This window comes from Nonomuraea endophytica (assembly GCF_014203235.1).
Classification (GTDB): Bacteria; Actinomycetota; Actinomycetes; order Streptosporangiales; family Streptosporangiaceae; genus Nonomuraea; species Nonomuraea endophytica.
The window spans coordinates 91,682-114,536 of sequence record NZ_JACHIN010000019.1 but is presented as its reverse complement, the minus strand read 5'-3'; the positions used below and the strand labels follow the sequence as shown (position 1 = coordinate 114,536).

The following is a 22,855-nucleotide window of genomic DNA, read 5'->3' as shown; positions in this document are numbered from 1 at the left end:
GTGCCCCCCGACGTCATCCGCGGCCAGGAGTGGCACGGCGCGGGCGTCTCCCTGTTCGCCTGGTCCAACGAACCCGGCGACACCCACCACCCACCCCTCCTCCACACCAACTCCGCCAAAGTCACCGGAGTCAACGGCCACCTGGCCGACCCGGCAGACGTAACCCGCCTCCCCAATGCACACGTAGGCGGCTGCTTCTCAACATGGACAGCCGGCGACCGGGAACTGACAGCCACCACCGCCGCCAACCGAATCTGCCCCGTCTTCTACACGCAGACGGCAACCCTGCACATAGCAGCCAGCCGCGCCCTCCTGGCCCACCTGATCGCCCAGCGAGACGAGCGCCTCGGGTTCGACGTGATGGCCCTGCAGACGATGGTCAGATCCGGCTACTTCCTGTCGGACGAAACCCCATACGTAGGGGTGGCCACCCTGCCGCCAAACTCCCGGCTAGACGTCCGCGGCGGCAGCCGTACCATCACCAGACAAGAGCTGCCAAGGGCAAACCCCGCACCCACCACGCGCCGAGAGAAGCGAGCGGCCCTGGACGAACTGGCGGCGGCGCTGCTGGCGACGGTGGCGCCGCTGCGGTCGGCGGCCGAGCCGGTGAACCTGACGCTGACCGGCGGGCGCGACACCCGCATCCTGGCGGCGCTGCTGCACGCGGCGAAGGTGCCGTTCCGGGTGACGACGAACGGGCTGGACACCCACCCGGACGTGATCCTCGCCCGGCGGATCGCGGCCGAGCTGAAGCTGGAGCACACGGTCATCACGCCGCCGCAAACAGAGGACCGGGACGCGATGCTGGTGGAGCACCCGCTGGCACGCGCCTGGGAGACGTTGCGCACCTGTGAGGGCATGACCTCGGCCTACGAGTCGATCGTGGGCTACCTGCCCTACTCGACCAGGCCGACCATGTCCGGGCAGGGCGGCGAGACGCTGCGCGCCGGGAGCCTCAACCTGCTGCAGACGGACCTGAGCGACAGGGCGCTGCTCAGGCGGATCGGCGCCACCTTCCTCAAGGACGAGAAGCTGTTCACCGCGGCGGCCAACGAGCACGCGCGCGAGCAGGCCCGGCCGTGGCAGGAGCGCCCGGACAAGCTGGAGGCGCTGCACCACATCTACCTGTCGTACCGGGTGGGCCGCTGGCAGGCCAGCGCCCGCGCGGGCGCGCTGCGGCGCGGCGACTCGGTGCGGCCCTACCTGGACAACCGGGTGGTACGCGCCGCGCTGAGCCTGGACCAGCGCTGGAGCCTGTCGGAGGAGCCGATCTACTCGCTCATCCTGAGGTTCGCCCCGAAGCTGCGGAACGTCCCGATCGAGGGGAAGCCGTGGCGGTTCGTCGAGGGGCGGGCCAGGCGACGGCCGTGGGAGCACGTGCCGCCGCCGCATCTGCCGACGGCCAGGACGGGCGGCGGCTGGAGCTGGCGTACCAGCCCGGGTCCGGCGCTCACCGCGGTGCTGCGCGAGCAGGTGCTGGGCAGCCTCGACGCGCTGGAGGCGATCGTGAATCCGGACGAGGTACGCGCGATGTTCGCCGACCCGGTGGTGAAGAACCCGGCCACCGCCTGGAACCTGTACACGGTGAGCACGCTGCTGACCGGTCTCTACCCGGGCAAACGCCCCGAAGCGCCCGAACGCATCAAGGTGTACAGACCGTAGGTAATATCCGGCCATGATGCCGTTCAGGCCGCACACCGTCGCCGTGCTCGCCTACGACGGGATGGCGCCGTTCGAACTCGGCTGTGTGGTCGAGATCTTCGGCCTGCCCCGCCCCGAGCTGGACGGCCCCTGGTACGACCTGAAGGTCTGCGCCGAGTCCGGCGGCCCGCTGCGCGTGGTCGGCGGGTTCACGATGCGCGCCGAGCACGGCCTCGACGTGCTCACTTCGGCCGACACCGTCATCATCCCCGGCACCGACGTCACCAGGCCGGTCTCCCCCGCGCTCGTCGGTGCGCTCCGCGAGGCGCACGCCCGCGGCGCCCGCGTGGTCTCCATCTGCTCCGGCGCCTTCACCCTGGCCGCCGCCGGCCTGCTCGACGGCCGGGCCGCGGCCACCCACTGGAGGTACGCCGATCTGCTCCAGCGACGCCACCCCGAGATCCGGGTCAACCCCGAGGTGCTCTACGTCGACGACGGCGACGTGCTGACCAGCGCGGGCAGCGCCGCCGGGCTGGACCTGCTCATCCACCTCGTCCGCAGGGACCACGGCGCGAGCACCGCCAACACCGTGGCCCGCCGCCTCGTGGTGCCGCCGCACCGGGAGGGCGGGCAGGCGCAGTTCATCGAGGCCGCGGTGACGCCCGTCGGCGAGGACGACGGTGTGGCCAGGGCGATGGCGTGGGCGCTCGACCATCTCGCCGAGCAGATCACGGTGCGGGAGCTGGCGGGGCGGGCGCACATGTCGCAGCGCTCGTTCATCCGCCACTTCAAGCGGCAGACCGGCACCAGCCCGCTGCGCTGGGTGATCTCCCAGCGGGTGGCGGCCAGCCTGAGCATGCTGGAATCCTCGACCGCGCCGGTGGAGGCGATCGGGGCGGCTGTCGGGTTCGAGAGCCCGGTCACCTTCCGCCACCATTTCACCCGCGCGATGCGTACCTCTCCGTCGGCCTACCGGCGCGCGTTCAGCGCGTGAGGGTCAGCCGCCACAGCGAGGTGACCTCGGCGGCGCGCGCCCGGTGCAGCGGGTCGTCGCTCTTGGCGGCCCGCCCGTGCCGAGGCTTGGTCTGGAGCTGACCGGCGACCGTGAGCCCGGCCTCGTCGAACCAGTCGAGCAGCTCCTGCCGGGAGCGCAGCTCAAGGTGTTCGGCCAGGTCCGACAGGATCAGCCACGCTTCGCCGCCGGGCGACAGGTGATCGCGCAGCCCGTTCAGGAAGCCGCGCAGCATGCGGCTGTCGGGGTCGTAGACGGCGTGGTCGAGCGGGGACATGGGCGTGGCCGGGATCCACGGCGGGTTGCACACCACCAGCGGCGCCCGTCCCACCGGGAACAAATCGGCCTGTTCGACCAGGACCCGGCCGGACAGGCCCAGCCGTTCCATGTTGTCGCGGGCGCACTCCAGGGCGGCGGGGTCGAAGTCGGTGGCGATCACCCGGCGCACGCCCCGCCTGGCCAGCACCGCCGCCAGCACGCCGGTGCCGGTGCCGACGTCGAAGGCCACCTCGGCGTCGGGCAGCCGCGTCTGGGCGACGAGGTCCACGTATTCGCCTCTGACCGGGGAGAACACCCCGTAGTGCGGGTGAATGCGCTCGCCCAGCGCCGGGACCTCGACGCCCTTGGCCCGCCATTCGTGCGCGCCGATCACGCCCAGCAGTTCGCGCAGCGACCCGACCGCCTCACCGCCGGCCGGGCCGTACACCTCGGCGCAGGCCTCGCGCACGTCGGGCGCGCGGCGGAGCGCGATCTCATGCTCTCCCGTGTACGGCACCAGCAGCATCCCCAGAATCCGGGCCCGCTGCGACTGCGCCTGGCGCTGCCGGTGGAACCCGCTGCCGGGCCTGGGCCGGGGACAGCGCCGGTCCATCGCCCTGAGCAGTTGCCTGGCGTTGTGGTAGTCGCCGGTCCACAGCAGCGCGGTGCCCTCGGCGGCCAGGCGGTGCGCCAGGTCGGCCTTGGTGGTGTCGTCGGCGAGCTCGACGTGTGCGGGCTCGGGTGCTCCCGCCGCCGAACGCCAGGCTGCCCGCCGCTCGTGTCCCTCGTCATTCCAGGAGATCATCGTCATCCGACGGTGTCACGCCCCCCGGCCACGGGCAACCGGTTTAACGCCTGCGATCAGCCAAAAGGGCCTCAGACCAGCACGCCCGGATTGAGCACCCCCGCCGGGTCCAGCGCGTCCTTGGCCGCGCGGAGCGCCAGCGCGAACGGCTCCGGCCGCTGCTCGTCGTAGTAGGGGCGGTGGTCGCGGCCGACCGCGTGGTGGTGGGTGATGGTGGCGCCGTGGTCGAGCAGGATGCGCGAGACCCTGGCCTTGAGCGCGTCCCACTGCGCGACCTCGGCGCCGCGCTCGGCGGGCAGGGAGACCGTGTAGTAGGGCGCCGGCCCGTCCGGGTAGACGAACGCGAAGCGGCAGGTGGCGTCCACCGCGCCCATGACCGCCGCGTGCAGGGCCGGGAACCGGTCCCAGGTGACCGCGGTCTCGAACGTCTCCACCACCTTGCCCATACCGGGAAAGGCATTGCGGAAGTACGGCATCCGGGTAAACGTGCCCTTCCACTCCTTGTCCTGGCGTACGCCGCCGACCTCGCCACCGGCGATCTCCAGCGCCCTGGCCATGGCCGCGTCCACGGGGTGGTCGGCCGACTCGAAGCCGAGGATGAGCACCGCGTGCTCGCCGTCGCCGCCCGCCGCGAGTTGTGCCTCGGCGGCGTCGAGCAGGCGGCAGTTCGACGGGTGCAGCCCCGACTGCGACAGCTCGCGCACCGCCGCGACCGCCCGCTCCCACGAGGCGAAACGGACCGACGCCGACAGCTTGTGCGCGGGCCGCCGCTGCAGCCGCACCCATGCCCGGGTGATCACGCCGAGCGTGCCCTCGGAACCCAGCAGCATCCGGTCGGGCGAGGGTCCCGCGCCAGAGCCGGGCAGCCTGCGCGACTCCCACACCCCGGCCGGGGTGATCGCGCGCACCGACTCGACCAGGTCGTCGATGTGGGTGTGCAGGCTCGCGTAGTGGCCGCCGGCCCGCGTGGCGATCCAGCCGCCCAGCGTCGAGAACTCGTACGACTGCGGGAAGAAGCGCAGCTGCAGGTCGCCGGGCAGCTGGGCGTTGAGCGCCGGCCCGCTCGCCCCGGCCTGCACGAGCGCGGCGCGCGAGACCTGGTCCACCTCAACGACCCGGTCCATCCGGCTCAGGTCCAGGCAGATCGCCGGCCCGTCGAAGCGCGCCTCGACGCCGCCGACCACGCTCGTGCCGCCGCCGCGCGGCACCACCGCCACCTGCTGCGCGGTGGCCCACTCCAGCACCTGCTCGACCTCGGTCTCGGTGCGGGGCAGCGCCACCAGGTCGGGCGCGCAGGCGAAGTCGCCCCGGTAGGCGCGGATGAGGTCGCGGTAGGCCTGGCCGTAGGTGCGCTCCGCGCGGGCGCGCGCCTCGCCGATCGCGAACTCCTTCCATGCCTCCGGTACGGCCAGCCGTGGCGGCGGCAGCCGTACCCGGTCGAAGGGGACGGGTTCCTCGAAGTCATCGCTTCCGCTGATCATGCGGGCGATGCCCCGCAGCTCGTCCAGATCCGGCTCAACGCCCCACGCCCAACGGCTCATGGGTCCTTGCTACATCATCGGCGGCCCGGACATCATCGGAGCCATGGCTCGAACGGTACTGGCGTGATCAAGGCCGTGCTGGCTGTGCTGGCCGTGGTCGTGCTGCTGCTGGGGTTGCTCTGGGTGTTCCAGCGGCGGCTCATCTACCTGCCCGACGCCGGTGCGGTGCCTCCGGCGGCCACGGTCCTGCCCGGCACCCGCGAGGTCACCTACACCACGGCCGACGGGCTGAAGCTCGGCGCCTGGTATCTGCCCGGCACCCGGAACGTCACCGTCCTGGTGATGGGCGGCAACGCGGGCAACCGCGTGCACCGGGCGCCGCTGGCCGCCGCGCTGGCGCGCGAGGGCTTCGCCGTACTCCTGATGGACTATCGGGGCTACGGCGGCAACCCCGGCTCGCCCACGGAGGACGGGCTGGCGCTCGACGCGAAGGCCGCCCGCGCGACGCTGTCAGGAAAGATCCTCTACTTCGGCGAGAGCCTCGGTGCCGCCGTCGCCACGCGCCTGGCGACCGAGATCCCGCCGGACGGCCTGCTGCTGCGCTCCCCCTTCACCGACCTGGCCGACGCCGGTCAGCACGCCTACCCCTTCCTCCCGGTACGCGCGCTCCTGCGCGACCGCTTCCCGCTGAAGGAGCAGCTCGCCACCATCCGGACCCCCATCACCATCGTGTACGGCTCCCGCGACACGATCATCCCGCCCGCCCTGAGCCGGGCCGCCGCCCCGCCGGGAGCGACCCTGGTCGAGGTCGGGGACGCCGACCACAACGACCGCACCCTGCTCGACGGCCCGGAGCTCATCGCCGCCGCGGTGGAGCTGGCTCAGAGGGTGTAGTCGAGGACATAGGAGTGCGAACCATCGGGCGCGATGAGAATGTCCATCTCGCCCCTGATCCCGGCCAGGCCGCCCACGCCGGAGTCGGGCACGACGGTGACGCGCAGCGACTGACCGGTCGGCTCGCTGACCGCCGAGTGCGCGACGGTGAAGGCGCCGGTGCGCCCGTCCAGGGTGGCGTCGATGCGCTCCAGCGCCACGTACGCCTTCGACTCCTCCACCGGAGTGGCCACCATCAGCATCGTGACCAGGCTGGTGCCGGTCAGGTCGCCGTGGAAGGTCTTGGTCAGGGTGACGACGCCGAGCGAGACTCCGTCGCGGTCGTCGTAGGGCGGCTGAGGGGTCCAGTCCGCGAGGTCGAAGGTGCCTTTCGCTGTCATGGGCACCAGCGTGGCAGGGATGCCTGTCATCTTCTGTCAGGTACCGGTCAGCCGTTCCACGACCGGGGCGAACTGCTCCATGAACTGGGCGCTGATCGAGATGTAGGAGATGCCGAGCCGGTCGCGGCGGCTGCGCAGCGTGTCGGCGATCTGGTCGGTGGAGCCGGTCATGATGCCGTAGCCGCCCCTGGCCACGATCTCGCGCGGGTCAGCGCCGAGCTGCTGCGACAGCCAGCCCGGCAGCTCGTCGCCGACGGCGGCCAGGTTGGTGTTGATCTCCAGCCGGTTGAAGCGGTCACCGGCCAGTTCGTAGAGCTCGTCGAGTTTGGCGGCCAGGTCGTCCTCGGTGGCGGTCGCGGGCAGCCCGAGCGCCACCGTGTCGGCCCGCTCGGCGGCCAGCCGCAGCAGCCGGGTGCCCGCCGCCGCGATCAGCACCGGCACGTCCTTCACCGCGTCGAGGGTCTCCACGACCCGCTCCACCCGCTCGGACGGCGTGCCGAACCGCACGCCGAGCGCCGCCGCCTCCTGCTCGGCGCCGGGCCGACCGGCGCCGATGCCGAGCTCGAAGCGCCCGCCGCTCAGCGCCTGCAGCGTGCTCACCTCACGCGCCACCACCGCCGGTGTCCGGTACGGCGCCGCCGCCACATACGTGCCGACCCGCAGCCGGCTGGTCACGGCGGTGGCAGCGGCGGCGGCGGTGAACGGGGAGAGCGTGTTGAGCGTGTCCGGGATCAACAACGTGGAGTAGCCGAGCTCCTCGGCGCGCCGGGCCAGCCCGGTCCACGCCTCGCCCGTCGCCGCGAAGCCCCCGACGGTTCCGAATCTGAACGCGTGAGAAGTCATGTCTCCCACCTTCTCTCCGGACCGCCGCCGGGACATCGTCCACAGGACCGGTGATCTCCTACCGCACCGGACGCAGCGGGCGGGCGGCGCCGTACTCCCGTGGCTGTACAGAGGTCGGCTCGTCTGTTACCTTCCGCCCGTGCTGTACCTCTACCAAGCCATGGGACTGGCCACGCTGGTGCTGTGGATCTACTGCCTCTTCGACGCGATCACCACGCCCGACGAGGCCGCGCGCAACCTTCCCAAGATCCTCTGGGTGATCATCGTCCTGCTGTTCCCGCTGGTCGGCTCGCTCTTCTGGCTGGTGGCGGGCCGTCCACAGACGCAGGCGCCGCGCGTGGCGGGCCACGCGAGGGCGACCAACCCGGACGACGACGAGGAGTTCCTGCGCCGCCTGCGCGAGCGCGCCGAGGAGCAGCGCAGGAACGCCCCGAAGGACAAGCCGGACGACAAGGAGTAGCCGGATCTACTGGGCCACCGCGCAGCGGCCGCGGTCGGCCCTGCGGGGGCCTTCAGCGTTGGGCTTGATGTCGAAGTCGAAGATCGCGGTCGGCAGGTAGAGCGAGCAGCACGCGTTGGGGATGTCGACCACGCCGCTCACCCGTCCCTCGATGGGCGCCGAGCCGAGGATCAGGTAGGCCTGCTCGCCGCTGTAGCCGAACTGCTTCAGGTACTCCACGGCGTTCAGGCAGGCGTTGCGGTAGGCCAGAGTGGCGTCGTTGTAGTGGTTCTCGTTGGTCTTGTGGTCGACGGAGATGCCGATGAACGACAGGAACTCGGTGTAGCGCGGCTCGACGTTGCCCGGCATGAAGATCGGGTTGGTGGAGACGGCGTACTTGCTCATGCCGTCCTTGATGAGATCGACGTGCATGTCGATGAAGCCGCCCATCTCGATGGCGCCGCAGAAGGTGATCTCGCCGTCGCCCTGGCTGAAGTGCAGGTCGCCGCCGGAGAGCTTGGCGCCGGGCACGTGCACGGGGTAGAGGACGCGCGAGCCCCGGGAGAAGTTCTTGATGTCGTGGTTGCCGCCGTTCTCGCGGGCGGGGACGGTGCGGGCGCCTTCCCTGCCGACGCGTTCGAGGTCGGAGCCGCCGAGGGTGCCGGCCAGGACGCCCTGCTCCAGCGGGGGCAGCGCGAGCGGGGGCACCCGGCCGGGGTCGGTGGCGATGAGGGCGCGCTCGCGCTCGTTCCACTTGGCCAGCAGGTCGTGCGAGGGCGCGGTGCCGAACAGGCCGGGGTGGGTGATGCCGGTGAAGCGCACACCGGGCAGGTGGCGGGAGGTGGCGACCTGGCCGCGGAAGTCCCAGACGGCCTTGCAGGCCTGCGGATATTCCTCGGTCAGGAAGCCGCCGCCGTTCTCCTTGGCGAAGATGCCCGTGTAGCCCCAGCCTTCGCCGGGCGCCTCGCCGCGCGTCTGGGGTACGGGGCCGAGGTCGAGGATGTCGACCACGAGCAGGTCGCCGGGCTCGGCGCCCTCGACGGCCACGGGTCCGCTGAGCATGTGCGCCACCGACAGGTCGACGTCGCGCACGTCCTTGGCGGTGTCGCTGTTGAGGATCTGGCCGTCGGTCCATTCGCGGCATTCGATGCGGATCGAGGTGTCGGGCGGGACGGTGGCGACGGCGGGGATGTCGGGGTGCCAGCGGTTGTGTCCGGGCGCGGCCTGGTCGCGCATGGATCGGGACTGGTCGACGGAGAAGACGACGTCAGGCATGGGACGGCTCCCGTTCTTGGGGAAGGCGGGCGTACATCCACAGGCCGCCGAAGGCGACGACGCAGATGCCCGCCAGGATGAGCGCGAGGGTGGCCGAGGGGGTATAGCGGCCGGTGAGCAGGAGGAACGCGGGGATGACCGCGGTCAGCCAGGCCTCGACGAGCGTCACCCAGCCGGTGTAGCGGGTGAGCTCCGCGCGCCCGAGGCCGAGCACGAGGAAGAAGAGCAGCCACAGGAACGACCACAGCACCCAGATCACCGCGAACGGGTAGTCGCGCACGACGAAGGCGTTGTGGGCGGCGTAGACGAGCGCGGCGATCGCCACGAACAGGGAGAACCACCCCACGCCCGTGCTGGAGAGCCCGGCGAGCAGGCCGATGCCCACGTAGAGGTAGGTGAACCCGAACAGGTAGATGCCGGAGGCGCCCATGATCGCAGCCGGGTCCCCGCCCGCGGTGATGATGATCACCGTGGGCGTCACGACCTGCAGCGCTCCGGCGAACAGGTTGAGGATCGCGGCGGACTTCGCCTCGACCTTGCCGAGCAGCATCATCGCGTTGACGAACAACACCGCGCCGACGTACAGCAGGCCCACGCTGGCCATGGCCGTCACCTCCTGACGACGCGGGGCTCGTGCGCGCTGGCCTCCTGCGCGTCCAGGGCCCGCCGCAGCCCCGGCGTCACCTGGCGTACGGCCGGCGGCGAGAACCGCCGGGCCGCGGCGGCGCCACATCCTTCGCACGCGGCCCGCTCGGGCGCCTGCCCGATCGGGTGCCGCGCGTCGAAGGGCCCGCAGGTCCGGCACGTGTACTCATAGACAGCCATCGCCACTCCTCCGCCCAGATACTTCACACAGAAACTATTATCCTGGGAAGTATTGTCAAGACCTCAGAGTTGCTGCAGCACGCGGAAGTCCATGCCTTCGGCCTCCGCGAGGAACACCGCCTGCTCCAGATGCCGCCCGCGCATCCGCATCGTGCCCCGCGGCCCCTCGTACACCAGGCCCTCGGCGATCCGCCCGATGCTGCGCAGGTCCAGCTCCCCCGCCCGGTTGAGCAGTTCGCCCAGCAGCAGCACGCCCTCGAAGCAGGACTCGCCCATGCTGTTGAGCACCGGCGCGTCGGGCCCGAACCTGGCGTGGTAGCGCCCGCCGAGGTCGAGGCTGCCAGCCGTCCCCAGGCCCTCGAAGAAGCCCGCCGCCGAGTACAGCCCGCGCGTGCTGGCCGCGCCGGTCGCCATCAGCATGTTCTCGTCCATCAGCGGGCTGAAGCGCACGTGGTCGCGGTCCAGCCCGGCCGCGGCGAAGGCCCGGTTGAAGGCCACCGCGTCCTGGCCGACGAGCAGCATGAGCACACCCTCGCCGCGTCCCTGAGCGATCCGGGTGAGAGCTGCGCCGAAGTCCTCGGTGCCGAGGCGCACGTAGACCTCGTCCACGATCTGGCCCCGCGCCTGCCTGACGTAGCGGCGGGCCGCCCTGGCCGACTCCCTCGGCCACACGTAGTCGTCGCCGACCACCGTCCAGCGCCGGACGCCGAGTTCCTCGGCCATCCAGCGCAGCGCCGGGCGCAGCTGCCGCCCCGGCGTCTCGCCGGTCAGGAAGACCCACGGGGTGTGCTCGCCGCCCTCGTAGAGCGGGGTGTAGAGGTACGGCACCCGCCCGGCTATCCGGGGGGCCACGGCCTGCCGTACCGCGGAGATGTGCCAGCCCGTGACGGCCTGGACCTCGCCCGCGGTGATCAGCCGGTCGACCTCGTCGGCGACCTCGCGCGGCGGGCGGCCGCCGTCGACCACGCGGAAGACCAGCTCGCGGCCGAGCAGCCCGCTCCTGGCGTTGATCTCGTCGGCGGCCAGCGTGGCGCACAGCTCGCAGGAGGGACCGAAGATGCCGGCCGGGCCCCGCAACGGGATCACCAGGGCGACCGCGAGAGTGTCCATGGCGCGCTCCTTCGCGGTCACTTTATCCGCGAAGTATTTGCGCGTGAACTGTTAATCTGGAGTGAACATGGAGACAGCACGCCTGCTCACGCTCGCGGAACGCCAGTTCACGCAGCGGATCTCGACCGCGCTCACCTCGGTCGGCGGCACGGTCGACCAATGGCGCGTGCTGGGCCTGCTCGCCGACGGCCAGGGGCACCCGATGACGCAGGTGGCCGAGCACGTCATCCTCGCCGCGCCGACCGTCACCAAGATCGTGGACAAGCTGGTGTCCCAGGGGCTGGTCTACCGGCGGGTCGACGACGCCGACCGCCGCCGGGTGCTCATCTACGCCTCGGCCCGCGGCAAGGCCGCCCTGCGGCGGTGGGAGACGGCCGTCGAGGGCGAACGCGCCCGGCTGGAGCAGGAGGCGGGCGAGGACCTGGCCCAGCTCGCCGAGGTCCTGACCAGGATCGTCGCCCGCCTGAGCTGACCTACTCGCCTTTCTTCCAGATCTGGCTGCGCAGGTCGGTGCCGCGGATCACCTGCACCCGCCACGGCTCCAGCCGCAGCACGTGCAGCTTCGGGTCGGCCGGGCCGGTCCAGAAGTTGCCCAGGTTGTAGCCGGCGCCGCGCGGGCTGGTCTTCCGGTAGAGGTCCCACACGCGGCGCTTGACCTCGATGTCCGTCACCCATTCCGCGACCGTGTCGACGTTCACCGCGTTCTGGCGCGGGGTCCAGTAGGAGAACGTGGTGTGCGGGTTGTTCGCCAGATGCGCCGCCTTCACCGGCGTCTTGTACGTGGCCAGCCAGCCCAGCGGCTCGTCGTCCACCATCTCCCAGATCGGGATCAGCACCCGGGCCCTCGGCCGGTTCTTCTTGTCCACTGTCGTCATGGTGGCGTAGACGATGTCGCCGATGTAGGCCTCGAAGGCGTCCTGGATCTCGCTGAACTTCGTCATGCCGTCTCCTCCAGCACCACGACCGGGATCTCGCCCCTGGCCGCGTTCGCATAGCGCTGGTAGACCGGTCGACTGGCCACCAGCTCGTTCCACAACCTGCGCCGCTCGGCACCGTGCGCGGTGTGCGCGCGGACGTGCAGCTTCTTGTCGCCCAACTGCACTTCCGCCTCGGGGTGGGCCACCAGGTCCCGGTACCAGCCGGGCAGGTGCGGGCCCCTTTCCGAACCCGGGCCTATCAACACCAAATGGCCGTCGTCGGAGCTGTAGGCGTGTGTCGTCGTTCGCAGACGGCCGGTCTTGCGGCCCACTGTCGTGATCACCAAGTCACTCATACGGGCAGCATGGCCGCCGGGACTCCAGCTTTCCTCCAGACCCCCTCTGGGCCCTTAGGCTGCTGTGTCATGTCTGAGGAACTCGCCCGCGTCCACCGGTTCCAGCGGGACTTCAACCTCCGCAAGGCGCGGCGGACCATCGACGTGCCCGGTGGCGTGGCTGTACTGAACGACCGCTTCCAGGCCTCGCACGACGACAACAAGCTGATCATCTGGGCGGGCGACGACCCCGCCGCCGTCGTCCAGGCGGCCGACGAGGCGATGGCCGAGCGGGGCCACCGCTACGTCCACGTGCTCGACGACGAGCTCGGCGCCGCCTTCGCACCCGCTTTCACCGCCGCCGGGTACGAGCACTCGCCGTACCTCACCATGGTGTACCGCGGCCAGGCCCCCACAGGCGTGCCCGCCGCGGACGAGCTCGGCCTGGACGAGATGATCTCGGTGTTGCGGGCGAACTGGCGCGAGACGCTGCCCGGCGCCACCGACGAGGAGGTCGAGGCGCTGGCCCTGCGCATCCAGGACCGGGTACGCGGCGCCGCCACCGTGGCCTTCCGCGGCGTCCGGGCGCCTGACGGGGAGGTCGCCGCCCGTGCCGACCTGTACGTTCAGGACGACATCGCCCAGATCGAAAGCGTCTACACCGCCGAGCGGCACCGAGGCAAAGGCCATGCCCGCACGCTCATGGAGTCGATGCTGGCCGAAGCCGCCGGGGCCGCACTGATCTTCCTCTACACCGGGACCGACAACTGGGCCCGCGAGTTCTACGCCCGGCTGGGTTTCGAGCCGCTGGGCCGTACCCACGGATTCCTGCGCATCGAGTAGAGACTGACCCGGAGTGGTAAACCCGTGTTGTGCCGGATGTCCAAGATCGCCTAGGGTGGACGCTTCCACCAGAGGCAGGGGGCCGCTGCGTGCCGAAGCGCCACCCGGCGACACCCGACGACTGGTCGGTCGCCTACACCCGGACCGTCGCCGGCAACATCCGTGCCCACCGCGAGCGCCGCCGCATGACCGTGCAGGCGCTCGCCGACCGCTGCACCGCCCTGGGCTACCCGCTCGAACGCACGAACCTCAACAAACTGGAATCCGGCGTCCGCGCCTCCATGTCCGTGGCCGAACTGCTGGTCCTCGCCCGCGCCCTGGACACCCCGCCCATGCTGCTCCTCGTCCCCCTGCACGACGAGCCGGTGGAGATCCTGCCCGGCGTCGAGGCGCCCGCCACCGAGGCCGCCGCGTGGCTGGACGGCACCGCTCCGGCCCCCGACGCCGACGACACCGAGGCGGGCGAGGAGCGGCGCGACGCGTTACGGCTGCTGCGCGACCACCACCGCGCCGTCGAGGAGTGGACGTCCCGCTCCCGCGCCGCCCGCACAGCCGGTACGCGCGCCGCCGACACCCAGGACCCGAACCAGCGGGAGTGGAAGGAGGCGGCGCACCTGCACGCCGAGCAGGCACGCCACGCCGCCGACCGGCTGGCCTTCCTGCGCGACGGCATGCGGCTGCGCGGCGTACCGCTACCGGAACTCCCACCCGCCCTGATCCACCTGGACACCCCCTGACCGTCACCGCGGTTCGGGATCGGTTCCGTCCCACTTCAGGGTGATCTTGAAGTCGGCGGCGGCGTCGGCCGAGACGAGGAGGCTGCTCAGGCGCCCCGACTTAGCCGAGACGTTCATGCCGAACTCCACCATCACCTCGTGTGGTCGAGCCTTGCGCAGCGCGTCCAGAACCGACTCCGAGACCCCGCGCAGGGTGTCGGCGACGGCGGTGAAGTCGGGCATGCCGCCGGCGACGTCGGCGGGGCCGCCGTCCTTCCGGCGCACTTCTATCCGGGCCCCGTTGGGCAGCACGACGGGGGTGGTGCCGGCAGTGCTGAGGTCATCCATCGGAACGTTCCTTTCGCGGACGGCCGGGGCGCAGCCAGCCGCCCCGGGACATGGTGATGCCAGGAAGGGCGGAGACGGTCAGCCTGCGGGCGTACGGCCGCAGGTCGACCTCGTGGCGGGCACGTGCCGGACCTTTGAGTTTCTGCTCGCCCAACGGCCAGACGAGCACTTCGAGCGGGGACCTGCGGGCTACGAGCCGCCACGGCTTCCACGTGGTGCCGATCACCAGCGGCGCGTGGCCGGCGACCTTGTGCGACATCTTCGGCAGCCAGACGTGCAGGCGTACGCGCTGCTCGCCCCGTACGACCCACAAGGTCGTCGGGAAGCCCGCCAGCCGGATGAGCAGCAACAACAGCAGGATCGCCAGGACGATCAGTTCCACTTGCCAGACCACGCCGGCGGGAGCGGCGAGGGTGAACGCGGCGGGACGGGCCGCGGGGGCGAAGCGGCCGTCCTGGCCGGCCGCGCGGGACATCAGATCGGAGTAGGTGCTGGTGAGCCGGTAGGAAAGCGTGCCGCCGACCGACATGGGCGGTGGACCGAGCGCGTACCAGGGCTGGGCCCCGGACGCCCACGAGAGCGTCACCATGGTTTTGACACCCTTCGCTCCCGGCGGCAGATCCAGGCACGGCGGGGTCGCGGAGGTCACGCGCAGGCCCGTCAGCCCCGACGCGCGCGCGGCGAGGCCGCAGACGCGCAAGGGAAGGTGGCGCGTGGCGGAGTCCGCGCTGACCTGGACTTCCGCCGTGCGGGCCGCCATGTCGACGGCGCCGGGCGTCACCTGAACCGTGACCGCCCGCCCCGCGGCGGCCGCGCGGGCGTCCTCGGCCAGCAGCGCCTCGAAGCGCCGGTCGGCGAAGGTCTCGGGCAGTGAGGCCAGGAACGGCGCCGCGTTGGCGGGCACGATCGCACCGGTCTCGGCGGGCGAGAAGACGCACTGCGCGATCGTGAAGCTGCTGCTGGCCCCGCACGAGGAGCCCGCCTGGAAGGACGGGGCGGTATCGCCGCCGCCCCAGCTCAGCACATAGCCACGGACGAGCTGCGGCACCCCGTCGCGCCGGCGCTCGCGCAGCTTCGCCACCCGCTCCCGCAACGCGTCCCACTGTGCGGGGGTGATCGTGCCGTCGGGGTTCTGCTTGGCGTCGGTCACCAGAATGACGGCGGACGGACGTACTTCGGTGGAGTGCTCCAGTTCCTCCAGGCCCTTGCTGAGGCCACCGCCGATGTCGGTGCCGCCGCTCATGGGCGGCACCCGGGACAGAAAGTCCGCGGCGCTGGTCAGCGGCCCCAGCGAGTAGGTGGCCTGGGTCGGCGCGGGCTTGGTGAAGGACACCAGCGCGACCCGGTCGACCGGCTTGATTCCGCTCAGCAGGGCATTGAGCGCCACGATCACCTCAGTACGGCGCGCGTCCATGGAACCGGACGCGTCCAGCACCACGACGTAGTCGGCCCCGGTGAACACGCCGAGGCTCTGGTACACCTCGCTCCGGCCGGCCTGCGGCGGTTCGGCCGGGCCGGTACCGGCCAAGGCCACCGGCGAGACGAGCAGCAGCACCGCAGTGATCACCACGAACATGTGCACTCTCACGAGGTCTCCTCGCCTCAATCCCCTGGGCCGTCACCCAGGCGGAGGATCTCCGGTACGGCCGTGCGGGCCTCGAGCTGAGCCCGCAGCGCCTGGTCGATCGCGGCCAGGCCGCGTTCGCACCGTCGTAGGGCGGCATCCACCTGCTCGATCCCCGGCTCGGCGCCCGCGGTGTCCGTGCCCGTCTCCAGCAGCGCGTCCACTAAAGCGCGATCCGCCTCCGCATAAAGCAGCAGCCCTTGGACGAAGTGCTCGCTCTCCCGCAGCGCTCGCGCGTGGCGCTCGGCCGCCGCGTCGTACTTCATCTTGCGGTCGGTGAAATGGGCCTCGGCGGCGCGTTCTTTGGCGATCTTGTCGGTCAGGTCCTTGAGCTGTGCCTCGGCCTTGGCATAGGCGTCGGCGACGCGCGGCTCGATCAGCGCCCGCAGTTCGTCCGTCAGGATCGGCCAGGCGTCCAGCGCCTCCTTGAGCGAGCGTTCGGCGCCGGCGTTGCCGGAGCGTAGCGGCTCGATGGCCGCGGCGAGCCGCTCCACGGTCGCGCGCAGCTCCGGCAGCCGTTCGGAGAGTTCCTGGACGCGTTCCAGGCGGTCGCGTTCCTCTCGCAGGCGGGTGTACTCAGCCTCCACGTCGGCCACGTCCTCGACCGACCGCCGCAACCGATCGATGCGCAGGCGCTGGTAGGCCGCGCGCCCGCGTAACTCGGAGATGGCCTCTCTCCGGCGTTCCAGCTCGGCCGTCACGTCGTCGCCGGGGTCGGCCGCCTTGAGCAGCTCGGCCAGTTGGGGCAGCACCGGCTCGGTCTCCTTGAGCGCGTCGTCCAGCCGGATCAGCGCGTCGAAGGCGGCCGCCTGCCCGGACTCGGCGGCCGCGGTCAGCGCGGCCTGCGTCCGGCGGTAGGCGGAGGCGAGGTCGGCCAGCGCGCCCGCCAGGTCGTCGGCCATCATCTCCCCCGGGGGACGGTCACCGGCCAGCTGACGGCGAGCCCGCCGTCGACCGGGGAGAACACGAGCACGGGCAGTTCAGGACCATCCAGCCGGAGCCCGACCTGGTATCGCCCCGGATTCAGGGGTGGCGCGCCCGCGTAAGGCAGCGGCACGTACGCCTCCGCGCCCTTTCTGCGCAGCCACAGGCGCAGAGCCTGCGGTGTGAGCACGTCGATGCGGGCGGGAGCGCCGTCGCGCGGGTCGACGGCGTAGAGTTCCGGCTCACCGGCGCGCAGACGATCGGCCAGCGGGAGCAACACGTCCTCCAGGACTCCCGCGTGCTGCCAGTGCAGTTCGAGCGCGAGGGCGTCCTCGAAGACCGCGGCCAGTCCGGGCTCCCCGGCCGCTATCAGGGCCGCGCCCCGGGCCGCGGCGTAGGCGCGGGCCTCCGCCGGGACGTCCAGCACCGAGCCCGTGCCCTCGGCGTGGCCCAGGCCGCGCAGCACGCTGCCGCGCAGCGGTCCGATCCCGCTGCCGCCGCCGAGAAACAGCACCGGGGCGCCGACCGCGTCAGGGCTCGATCGCGCGAGCGTCGCCGCCGTCTCGCCCAGCCGCGTCGCGATCGGTTCGAGCACGTCCATGGCCACCCTGGCCCGCAGGCGGCCCTGCCGGTCGTAGACCGGTGTGGCGTGATAGTTGGTGTCGGTCCGGCAGCGGTTGAGCGCGAGGTCGGCCTTGGTCAGGTCCCCTTGGGGCAGCACGGACAGCGCCCCCGCCAGCGCGAGCCGCTCCTCCCGGCCCGCGTCGGGCAACGCGGCCACGGCCAGCCGCCAGAAGGGGTCCAGCTTCCGTGTCCGCGCGCCGGTCGTGACGTGGTCGCGTACGGCCGGCAGCTCGCCCGAGGTGTCGCACAACAACAGCTCGGCGTGGCCGGCGCCGAGGTCGGCCACCACGACCGAGGCGGTGCCGCCCAGGTCGGTCCGGCCGCGCAGGACGGCGGCGAGCGCGGCCACGGGCCCCGGCACCAGCGTGACGGGCGCCGGGGTCAACGCGGCGAGGATCGGCTCGATCGGCTGCCGGCCCCGCCCGAAGACGGCGTACGGCACCGCCACGACCACCTTCGTGACGCCCTCGGGCAGCAGCTCGCGCAGCACGTCCGCCTGCCGGTCGGGGTCCAGCTTCTCGCGGCCGGGGGCGGCGGGGTCGGTGGCGGTGGCGGCGCACCGCTCGGTGAAACCCCCCGTCGCGGGCACGGCCACGGCGACGCGGGTGAACGCGCAACCGGCGTCCACACCGGCACTGGTCATGGCTTCCTCCTCGTCCGCTCGGTGAGCCAGGCGCTCCGGGCATGGCGCCGGTGCTCGCGCTCGGTGAACCGTTCCTGTTCCGCCGTGTTCGCCGCCCGGCGCCGCTTCATGGGCTCCGCCCAGGCCGCGGAGAAGGCGGCGGCGAGCGTGCGCAGCAGCCCCTCCGGCGGCGAGGTCAACGACTCAAGCGCGGCGAGCACCAGGTCCAGCAGAGCAACCGGGTCCCCCGGGGTGAGGGCCGTCATGGAGATGGCGGAAGAGGCGTCGTCCGGAACGTTGAGCGCCTGGTCGATAAGCCAGCGGCGCAGCTCCGCGTCCAGCTCCGGAGTGTGCCCCGCCAGGCACAGCACGTACGGCACGGCCCCCCAGCGACCCGTGGCCCGCCCGGACGCGGCCAGCCGGACGATCTTCGCGGCACCCTGCGGCGCGAGATCCACCACCATCCGCCGCACGGCGTGCGGGTCGCGGCCCAGCACGTCGGGCAGTTCGCGGGCCGGCGGAGGCGGCGGCAGCGCGCGGCTGGGGCTCGTGGACGAGTTCAGCAGCCTTTGGACCCGGGTCATGAGCCCGTCGGAGGTGAGGCTGACCGGCTCGGGCGCGGTGCGCATGGCGGCGACCATGAAGGCCATCGCCGCCTGCTTGTCGAGATGGCGCTCCAGGTCCTCCCAGCAGTCCTGAAAGATGCCGCGAAGGCTCCGGAACCGCCAGTCGCGGTCGTTGTCAGGGTGCCAGACCCGGTCCGTGGACGACACCTTGTCGGTGAAGTACAGATGGAAGGGTTCGGCGGGGTTCTGGCCGTGGGTGGTCGCGCGCAGTCCCGAGCGCACGCCGTACGGCAGGAGGGCGGTGACGGCGTCCAGCGCCTCCAGCCTGGCCCTCCACGGCAGGTCGGCCCCGGGGATCGCCACGCGGAACGGCTCGGCGACCAGGGACGCGCAGATGTCGAAGCACCAGTCCACGCGGAACCGCTTGTACAGGGCGACGGTCTCGTGGAGCTCGTACCGGGGTGTGGTGAGGGTTATGGCGCCCTTGTCGGGCGGCATGGGCGGAAGCACGGCCTGGAGGCCGACGTAACCCGCACCGTGAAGCCTCTCGAAGGGGATCGCGCAGCACCAGGCGTATCTAGGCCCCAGAGTCCCGGCCGAGGGCGGTTCGGCGGTGACGAGCAGATAGCCCGCCATGGCCGACGGGGTGGTGAAGGTGTACTGCGGATCGGTGTGCCGGAACGCCGGGAACCCGGTCAGCTCCTTCCCCTTCAGGCTGACGGACTTGATCAGGCCGGGCGCCGCGTGCCGTCCGCGGCGCGGATACGTGAACGTCGCTCCGGGCCGGATGTCGGTCTCGAATTCGGCCCAGGCGACGGCGATCTCCTCGTTCATGAGTCGCAGAGCCCGTCCAAGAGCAGGGAGAGCCGTTTCAGCCGGTCCCACTCCTCGTCGTCGCGGACCTGCTCGTCGAGCAGGTAGTCGTGCTGCAGCGCGACGAACTCCGCCGCGCGTTCGGCGCCCAGCAGTCCCTTCAGCACCGGTTCGGCAAGCCGGTGGTACAGGTCCTCGTCGGTCCCCGCGATCCGCCGGAACAGCTCGTCCAGCCCCTTGGCCTCGACCGTGTCGAGCGTGGCCACCAGGTCCTCCGTCGCCAGGTCCGGGAGCAGTGCCTTGCCGACCGCCTCGGCCAGCTGGGACCGTCCCCCGGTCCTCGCCACCCGGCGCACGGCGGCGAGCCCGGCCGCCCGGTGCAGGTCGGTCAGCGCCGTCCGGCGCAGGCTGTCCGTCGTGCCTCCCGGCCTGTCGTTCAGCCCGGCCGCTCTGGCCAGTCGCTCCCGCAGCCCCTCGTCTGGCGGCTGAACCCGCCAGTCCCTCGTCAGCCTCGTCTCCTGCTCCAGCATCCACACGCACAGGTCGCGGTCGAGCTCCGGATCGACGTCCAGCAGGTCGAGCGCCTGCCCGAGTTCGGTCAGCAGGCCGATCAGCCGCTCGCGCAGCGCCGGCATGTCGGTCAGGTACGGGTGCAGCGGACGTATCCGGTCGGGGGTGACCGGCACGGCGTCGATGCCGACCAGCAGGCGCAGGGCGTCGCTGGAGGGGCCGGAGCCCAGGTGCAGGAACGGCTGCAACCGGCTCTTCCCGTCGTCGCCCAGCGCGATCTCCAGCAACTGCGGGAAGATCATCCCAACCCCCTGTTCCGTGCACCCGCCCAGCCTGGCCGCGGCGAAGACCAGGGCCTCATAGCCGTCGATGTCCGCGAAGGGATCGGCGAACCTCACCGGCGGCGTCCACGGCCGCCGGCCGAGAAGGTGCCACAAGGGCAGGAGCCACTGCGGCTCAGGCCGTTTCGCGCACAGGTAGCCGACGTACTCGGTGGCCTGACCGGCATCGGTGCCCAGGACGTGGTCGACCAGCGCCACCGTGACGTCGTCCACCTCGCCCAGCCGCGATCGGAGCTCCGGCGGGTAGCCGAGCTCCCGGACCAGCCTGGCGAACGCGCCGACCTGGTCCGGGTCGTGCGAACGCAGCTTGCCGAGCACGTGAACGAGCAACCCGCCGAGCGTTCCCTGTGAACGAGCGCAGGTGGCGTACTCCAGCGCGACCCCGAGCCCGCCCGGCACGCCGAGCACCCGCGTCAGCCCCCGGGCGATGACGTGCAGGTACCGCTCGGAGCAGGGCAGGTCCAGCCGGCGCAGATGGTCGGGATCCAGGGGCGTGTGGATGTCTCTGACCAGCTCGACCCAGCAGGCCGCGCGCCCCTCCACAGTCGTGTTGGTCGCGTTGACACGGCCGGAGGAGAGCCCCTGCCGGACCATGGCGCGATCCTCCTCCAAGCCCGTCAGCCGCTTGACCGCCGCCTCCGGCGCCATCAGCGTCCTGGAGCGCAACGCCGCCACGATCGCCTCGGGACTGTCCAGGTCGAAAGGGCCGGTCTGTCGGGCCAGCGGTTCGAGCAGGCCGGTGGGCGCGCCGTCACCCGGCGCCCCGTCGTCCAGGCAGCGCCAGAGCAGGGCATGGTAGTCACGGGCGTCCCGGTCGCTCAACTCGCCCGAGGTACCATCCCAGCGCAGCTCGTAGGCCTCGGGGCCGGCCGTGTCCCCGAAGTACAGTCGCAGCTGGTGCACCGCGGCGCTGTCGGCCCATGTCGCCGCCGCGATCGAGGCCCGCACGCCGAAAGGCAGCAACCCGGCGATGGCGTCCAGGCAGGCCAGCCGTTCCGGGACCGGCACGGCCGCCGCACCGGTGATCACGACGCGACCGGCCAGCAGCGCGGCGGCGCCCGATGCCAGCCAGTCGAAGGGGAAGCGGGCCACCCCGGCCTGGATCGCCCCCCAGCCGCCGGGGCGGACGTTCAGCGTGATGTGCGGCTGGTCGGACCATGGGGAGGGCGCGGCGTCCATGGCCTCGGCCAGGTCCGTGTAGCCGGCGAGCAGCGGTTCCCCCGGACCGGGCGTCCCGACCAGATCGGCGAAGGTCGGGCTGTAGTAGCGCAGCCGGATGCTCGGGCGTCCCGCGGCGTCCAGGATGTCGGTGGCTTCGAGCCTGCTGAACGACATCAGGGGCGCGCCCTTGTTCCGCGCGGCGGGTCCGGGAGCGAAGGTGTAGTACGGCAGCGGCGGCGGATCGGCGCGGTTCGGCGGGGTCCCGGGCAGGTAGCGCCGGATCTCCTGCTCGAAGAAGGCGAGTTTGTCGTCGCTGGCCTGGAGCACCGTGTAGCCGGCGCCGCCGCCTTCGGCGTTGCCGAACACCGCCCACAGCGCACTGACCGCACGCGGCTCCACCGGCGGACCTGCGCTCATCGCCCACCACCCGGCGTGCCCGGCTTGGCCTTGCGGACCGCCATCGCCAGGTTGACCAGCGGTTCCAGCACGTTGATCGGGTGCAGCGGGCCACGGATGCCGTTGACCATCTTCCCGGTGACCGGATCGGGCACCGGACCGCTGTTCACGCAGTCGTCGAGGTTGACCTGCCCGTTCTTCTGGTAGAAGCCGATGGCGGACGTCGCGTAGTACCGCACTCGCTGTGGCAGGAATTTGGTCTCCAGCGCGGCGCGCATGTAGTTCACCCCCTCGTCCCGGTAGAGGTCGCAGATCCAGGCGAAGAACGCCTTGCCGTTCTCGTCGGTGACCCTGGGGGCGTGCGGCGGCTCCGGATCGCACAGCGCGAAGGTCTGCTTCAGCGCCTCGCGGTAGATCGCGGGGTGGTCGAACTTGGTGACGCAGGTCGCCACGTGGTGGTGCAGCCGTCCCTTGATCAGCTTGTCCGGGTCGTACGTCTGCAGCGCCTCGGTCATGTCGCGGAAGAAGCCCATGGTCAGGGCCTCGAACTCGTCGGCGTCGCGGAGCGGGTCGTGCAGGTAGATCAGCGCGTTGGCGTCGGCGAGATGCCTGATGATCGCGTTCTGGTTCGGGTACGGCTTGCTGAAGTCGTATGCCTCGCCCGGCAGGTCCTGGATGTGCAGGGTGAAGGTGACCGTGTCGCCGGAGCGGTTCCAGCCGCCGCCGCGCAACCTGGACGGCACCCGGAACGGCATGAGGCGGCGGCTGTGCCCGCTGCCGATCAGGTCCCCCACGAACCGCCAGGCCAGCGGCTTGCCCTCGGTCAGCGTCTTGGGCGGGAAGGCGTGTCCGTCCTCCAGCGTCTTCACGATCGCCCGCTGGAACAACGAGGACTCCTCGCTCAGCGGGATGATGTTCCAGGTGCCGAAGCCCTCGATGCGCTCAGGCGCCAGGAACAAGGCGCCGAGGAAGGTGGTCTTGCCGGAGAAGGTCGGTCCCCACAGCACGATGCGCACCTCCGAGTCACCCGGCCAGGCGAGGGGCGCCTCCGGCGCGGTGCGGGTCTGCTGAGGGGGCGGTTCAGCGTGGCCGGGTTCGGCCCGCTCGTAGTCGGCCTGCGGGCCCTGCGAAGGTGTGGCCACGGTGCTCCTT

The 22,855-nt window shown here is 71.7% G+C and carries 24 protein-coding genes; 7 read left to right on the top strand and 17 right to left on the bottom strand.

What is annotated here, in order from left to right; all coding sequences use genetic code 11:
- Together HNR40_RS46150 and ftrA are read left to right on the top strand one after the other, a co-directional pair.
- Positions 1 to 1,662, top strand: a complete 1,662-nt coding sequence (locus tag HNR40_RS46150; protein WP_312896782.1) for an asparagine synthase-related protein — start codon at positions 1 to 3, stop codon at positions 1,660 to 1,662.
- A gap of 13 nt (positions 1,663 to 1,675) precedes the next feature.
- Positions 1,676 to 2,635: a transcriptional regulator FtrA gene (ftrA, locus tag HNR40_RS46145; protein WP_184973311.1), complete on the top strand. Its 960-nt coding sequence runs from the start codon at positions 1,676 to 1,678 to the stop codon at positions 2,633 to 2,635.
- Here ftrA and HNR40_RS46140 read toward each other — a convergent pair.
- Positions 2,625 to 3,716, bottom strand: a complete 1,092-nt coding sequence (locus tag HNR40_RS46140; protein ID WP_184973310.1) for a methyltransferase — start codon at positions 3,714 to 3,716, stop codon at positions 2,625 to 2,627. The two genes, ftrA and HNR40_RS46140, sit on opposite strands and share 11 nt — an antisense overlap.
- Before the next feature lie 71 nt (positions 3,717 to 3,787).
- The gene (locus HNR40_RS46135; protein ID WP_184973308.1) at positions 3,788 to 5,257 is read right to left on the bottom strand and encodes an FAD-binding oxidoreductase; all 1,470 of its coding nucleotides are present in this window, start codon (positions 5,255 to 5,257) and stop codon (positions 3,788 to 3,790) included.
- Between the two features lie 63 nt (positions 5,258 to 5,320).
- Between HNR40_RS46135 and HNR40_RS46130 the strand changes: the two genes are divergently transcribed.
- Positions 5,321 to 6,091 carry an alpha/beta hydrolase gene (locus HNR40_RS46130; RefSeq protein WP_312896781.1) on the top strand — a complete coding sequence of 257 codons (771 nt, stop codon included), beginning with the start codon at positions 5,321 to 5,323 and terminating at the stop codon, positions 6,089 to 6,091.
- Here HNR40_RS46130 and HNR40_RS46125 read toward each other — a convergent pair.
- Both HNR40_RS46125 and HNR40_RS46120 read right to left on the bottom strand, forming a co-directional pair.
- Positions 6,079 to 6,471, bottom strand: a complete 393-nt coding sequence (locus tag HNR40_RS46125; RefSeq protein WP_246510574.1) for a DUF3224 domain-containing protein — start codon at positions 6,469 to 6,471, stop codon at positions 6,079 to 6,081. The genes HNR40_RS46130 and HNR40_RS46125 overlap by 13 nt on opposite strands.
- 36 nt (positions 6,472 to 6,507) lie before the next feature.
- Positions 6,508 to 7,314, bottom strand: coding sequence for an LLM class flavin-dependent oxidoreductase (locus HNR40_RS46120; RefSeq protein WP_184973307.1), 807 nt, complete (start codon positions 7,312 to 7,314; stop codon positions 6,508 to 6,510).
- A 139-nt stretch (positions 7,315 to 7,453) separates the two neighbouring features.
- Here HNR40_RS46120 and HNR40_RS46115 point away from each other — a divergent pair, with 139 nt between their 5' ends.
- The gene (locus HNR40_RS46115; RefSeq protein ID WP_312896780.1) at positions 7,454 to 7,774 is read left to right on the top strand and encodes a PLD nuclease N-terminal domain-containing protein; all 321 of its coding nucleotides are present in this window, start codon (positions 7,454 to 7,456) and stop codon (positions 7,772 to 7,774) included.
- 6 nt (positions 7,775 to 7,780) lie between these two features.
- Here the strand turns inward: HNR40_RS46115 and fmdA are convergent, their stop codons facing one another.
- The 4 genes from fmdA to HNR40_RS46095 all read right to left on the bottom strand — a co-directional run bounded on the left by fmdA (position 7,781) and on the right by HNR40_RS46095 (position 10,963).
- The gene (gene fmdA, locus HNR40_RS46110; protein ID WP_184973305.1) at positions 7,781 to 9,028 is read right to left on the bottom strand and encodes a formamidase; all 1,248 of its coding nucleotides are present in this window, start codon (positions 9,026 to 9,028) and stop codon (positions 7,781 to 7,783) included.
- Entirely contained in the window at positions 9,021 to 9,632 is a 612-nt protein-coding gene (locus HNR40_RS46105) for an AmiS/UreI family transporter (RefSeq protein ID WP_184973303.1), read from the bottom strand. The genes fmdA and HNR40_RS46105 overlap by 8 nt, the downstream gene beginning before the upstream one ends.
- Positions 9,633 to 9,637: 5 nt before the next feature.
- Positions 9,638 to 9,853, bottom strand: a complete 216-nt coding sequence (locus HNR40_RS46100; RefSeq protein ID WP_184973301.1) for an FmdB family zinc ribbon protein — start codon at positions 9,851 to 9,853, stop codon at positions 9,638 to 9,640.
- 63 nt (positions 9,854 to 9,916) lie between these two features.
- A complete protein-coding gene (locus HNR40_RS46095; protein WP_184973299.1) occupies positions 9,917 to 10,963 on the bottom strand; it encodes a substrate-binding domain-containing protein in 1,047 nt (348 codons plus the stop codon).
- A 67-nt stretch (positions 10,964 to 11,030) separates the two neighbouring features.
- Between HNR40_RS46095 and HNR40_RS46090 the strand changes: the two genes are divergently transcribed.
- Positions 11,031 to 11,435, top strand: coding sequence for a MarR family winged helix-turn-helix transcriptional regulator (locus HNR40_RS46090; protein ID WP_184973297.1), 405 nt, complete (start codon positions 11,031 to 11,033; stop codon positions 11,433 to 11,435).
- 1 nt (position 11,436) lies between these two features.
- Here the strand turns inward: HNR40_RS46090 and HNR40_RS46085 are convergent, their stop codons facing one another.
- Entirely contained in the window at positions 11,437 to 11,904 is a 468-nt protein-coding gene (locus tag HNR40_RS46085; protein ID WP_184973295.1) for a pyridoxamine 5'-phosphate oxidase family protein, read from the bottom strand.
- On the bottom strand, positions 11,901 to 12,236 hold the full coding sequence (locus HNR40_RS46080; protein WP_184973293.1) for a nitroreductase/quinone reductase family protein: 336 nt from the start codon (positions 12,234 to 12,236) through the stop codon (positions 11,901 to 11,903). The genes HNR40_RS46085 and HNR40_RS46080 overlap by 4 nt, the downstream gene beginning before the upstream one ends.
- Before the next feature lie 69 nt (positions 12,237 to 12,305).
- On the opposite strand from HNR40_RS46080, the gene HNR40_RS46075 reads away from it, so the two are divergent.
- Both HNR40_RS46075 and HNR40_RS46070 read left to right on the top strand, forming a co-directional pair.
- Positions 12,306 to 13,058: a GNAT family N-acetyltransferase gene (locus tag HNR40_RS46075; RefSeq protein ID WP_184973291.1), complete on the top strand. Its 753-nt coding sequence runs from the start codon at positions 12,306 to 12,308 to the stop codon at positions 13,056 to 13,058.
- A gap of 89 nt (positions 13,059 to 13,147) precedes the next feature.
- Positions 13,148 to 13,795, top strand: coding sequence for a helix-turn-helix domain-containing protein (locus HNR40_RS46070; RefSeq protein ID WP_184973289.1), 648 nt, complete (start codon positions 13,148 to 13,150; stop codon positions 13,793 to 13,795).
- 3 nt (positions 13,796 to 13,798) lie between these two features.
- Here the strand turns inward: HNR40_RS46070 and HNR40_RS46065 are convergent, their stop codons facing one another.
- The 7 genes from HNR40_RS46065 to HNR40_RS46035 are packed head-to-tail and all read right to left on the bottom strand — an operon-like array spanning position 13,799 to position 22,845.
- Entirely contained in the window at positions 13,799 to 14,122 is a 324-nt protein-coding gene (locus HNR40_RS46065; RefSeq protein WP_184973287.1) for a CU044_2847 family protein, read from the bottom strand.
- Positions 14,115 to 15,710, bottom strand: a complete 1,596-nt coding sequence (locus tag HNR40_RS46060; protein ID WP_184973285.1) for a vWA domain-containing protein — start codon at positions 15,708 to 15,710, stop codon at positions 14,115 to 14,117. Before HNR40_RS46060 ends, HNR40_RS46065 begins: the two co-directional genes overlap by 8 nt.
- A gap of 14 nt (positions 15,711 to 15,724) precedes the next feature.
- Positions 15,725 to 16,651: a hypothetical protein gene (locus tag HNR40_RS46055; RefSeq protein ID WP_184973284.1), complete on the bottom strand. Its 927-nt coding sequence runs from the start codon at positions 16,649 to 16,651 to the stop codon at positions 15,725 to 15,727.
- Positions 16,648 to 17,937, bottom strand: a complete 1,290-nt coding sequence (locus HNR40_RS46050) for a hypothetical protein (RefSeq protein ID WP_184973282.1) — start codon at positions 17,935 to 17,937, stop codon at positions 16,648 to 16,650. The genes HNR40_RS46055 and HNR40_RS46050 overlap by 4 nt, the downstream gene beginning before the upstream one ends.
- Positions 17,934 to 19,316: a hypothetical protein gene (locus HNR40_RS46045; protein WP_184973280.1), complete on the bottom strand. Its 1,383-nt coding sequence runs from the start codon at positions 19,314 to 19,316 to the stop codon at positions 17,934 to 17,936. Before HNR40_RS46045 ends, HNR40_RS46050 begins: the two co-directional genes overlap by 4 nt.
- Entirely contained in the window at positions 19,313 to 21,724 is a 2,412-nt protein-coding gene (locus HNR40_RS46040) for a hypothetical protein (RefSeq protein WP_184973279.1), read from the bottom strand. The genes HNR40_RS46045 and HNR40_RS46040 overlap by 4 nt, the downstream gene beginning before the upstream one ends.
- A complete protein-coding gene (locus HNR40_RS46035; protein WP_184973277.1) occupies positions 21,721 to 22,845 on the bottom strand; it encodes a hypothetical protein in 1,125 nt (374 codons plus the stop codon). The genes HNR40_RS46040 and HNR40_RS46035 overlap by 4 nt, the downstream gene beginning before the upstream one ends.
- Positions 22,846 to 22,855: the final 10 nt, after the last annotated feature.

Coding starts and splice junctions, on each gene's coding strand:
- ftrA (WP_184973311.1), top strand. CDS start 1,676: ATGATGCCGTTCAGGCCGCACACCGTCGCCGTGCTCGCCTACGACGGG.
- HNR40_RS46140 (WP_184973310.1), bottom strand. CDS start 3,716: ATGATCTCCTGGAATGACGAGGGACACGAGCGGCGGGCAGCCTGGCGT.
- HNR40_RS46135 (WP_184973308.1), bottom strand. CDS start 5,257: ATGAGCCGTTGGGCGTGGGGCGTTGAGCCGGATCTGGACGAGCTGCGG.
- HNR40_RS46125 (WP_246510574.1), bottom strand. CDS start 6,471: ATGACAGCGAAAGGCACCTTCGACCTCGCGGACTGGACCCCTCAGCCG.
- HNR40_RS46120 (WP_184973307.1), bottom strand. CDS start 7,314: ATGACTTCTCACGCGTTCAGATTCGGAACCGTCGGGGGCTTCGCGGCG.
- fmdA (WP_184973305.1), bottom strand. CDS start 9,028: ATGCCTGACGTCGTCTTCTCCGTCGACCAGTCCCGATCCATGCGCGAC.
- HNR40_RS46105 (WP_184973303.1), bottom strand. CDS start 9,632: ATGGCCAGCGTGGGCCTGCTGTACGTCGGCGCGGTGTTGTTCGTCAAC.
- HNR40_RS46100 (WP_184973301.1), bottom strand. CDS start 9,853: ATGGCTGTCTATGAGTACACGTGCCGGACCTGCGGGCCCTTCGACGCG.
- HNR40_RS46095 (WP_184973299.1), bottom strand. CDS start 10,963: ATGGACACTCTCGCGGTCGCCCTGGTGATCCCGTTGCGGGGCCCGGCC.
- HNR40_RS46090 (WP_184973297.1), top strand. CDS start 11,031: ATGGAGACAGCACGCCTGCTCACGCTCGCGGAACGCCAGTTCACGCAG.
- HNR40_RS46085 (WP_184973295.1), bottom strand. CDS start 11,904: ATGACGAAGTTCAGCGAGATCCAGGACGCCTTCGAGGCCTACATCGGC.
- HNR40_RS46080 (WP_184973293.1), bottom strand. CDS start 12,236: ATGAGTGACTTGGTGATCACGACAGTGGGCCGCAAGACCGGCCGTCTG.
- HNR40_RS46075 (WP_184973291.1), top strand. CDS start 12,306: ATGTCTGAGGAACTCGCCCGCGTCCACCGGTTCCAGCGGGACTTCAAC.
- HNR40_RS46065 (WP_184973287.1), bottom strand. CDS start 14,122: ATGGATGACCTCAGCACTGCCGGCACCACCCCCGTCGTGCTGCCCAAC.
- HNR40_RS46055 (WP_184973284.1), bottom strand. CDS start 16,651: ATGATGGCCGACGACCTGGCGGGCGCGCTGGCCGACCTCGCCTCCGCC.
- HNR40_RS46050 (WP_184973282.1), bottom strand. CDS start 17,937: ATGACCAGTGCCGGTGTGGACGCCGGTTGCGCGTTCACCCGCGTCGCC.
- HNR40_RS46045 (WP_184973280.1), bottom strand. CDS start 19,316: ATGAACGAGGAGATCGCCGTCGCCTGGGCCGAATTCGAGACCGACATC.
- HNR40_RS46040 (WP_184973279.1), bottom strand. CDS start 21,724: ATGAGCGCAGGTCCGCCGGTGGAGCCGCGTGCGGTCAGTGCGCTGTGG.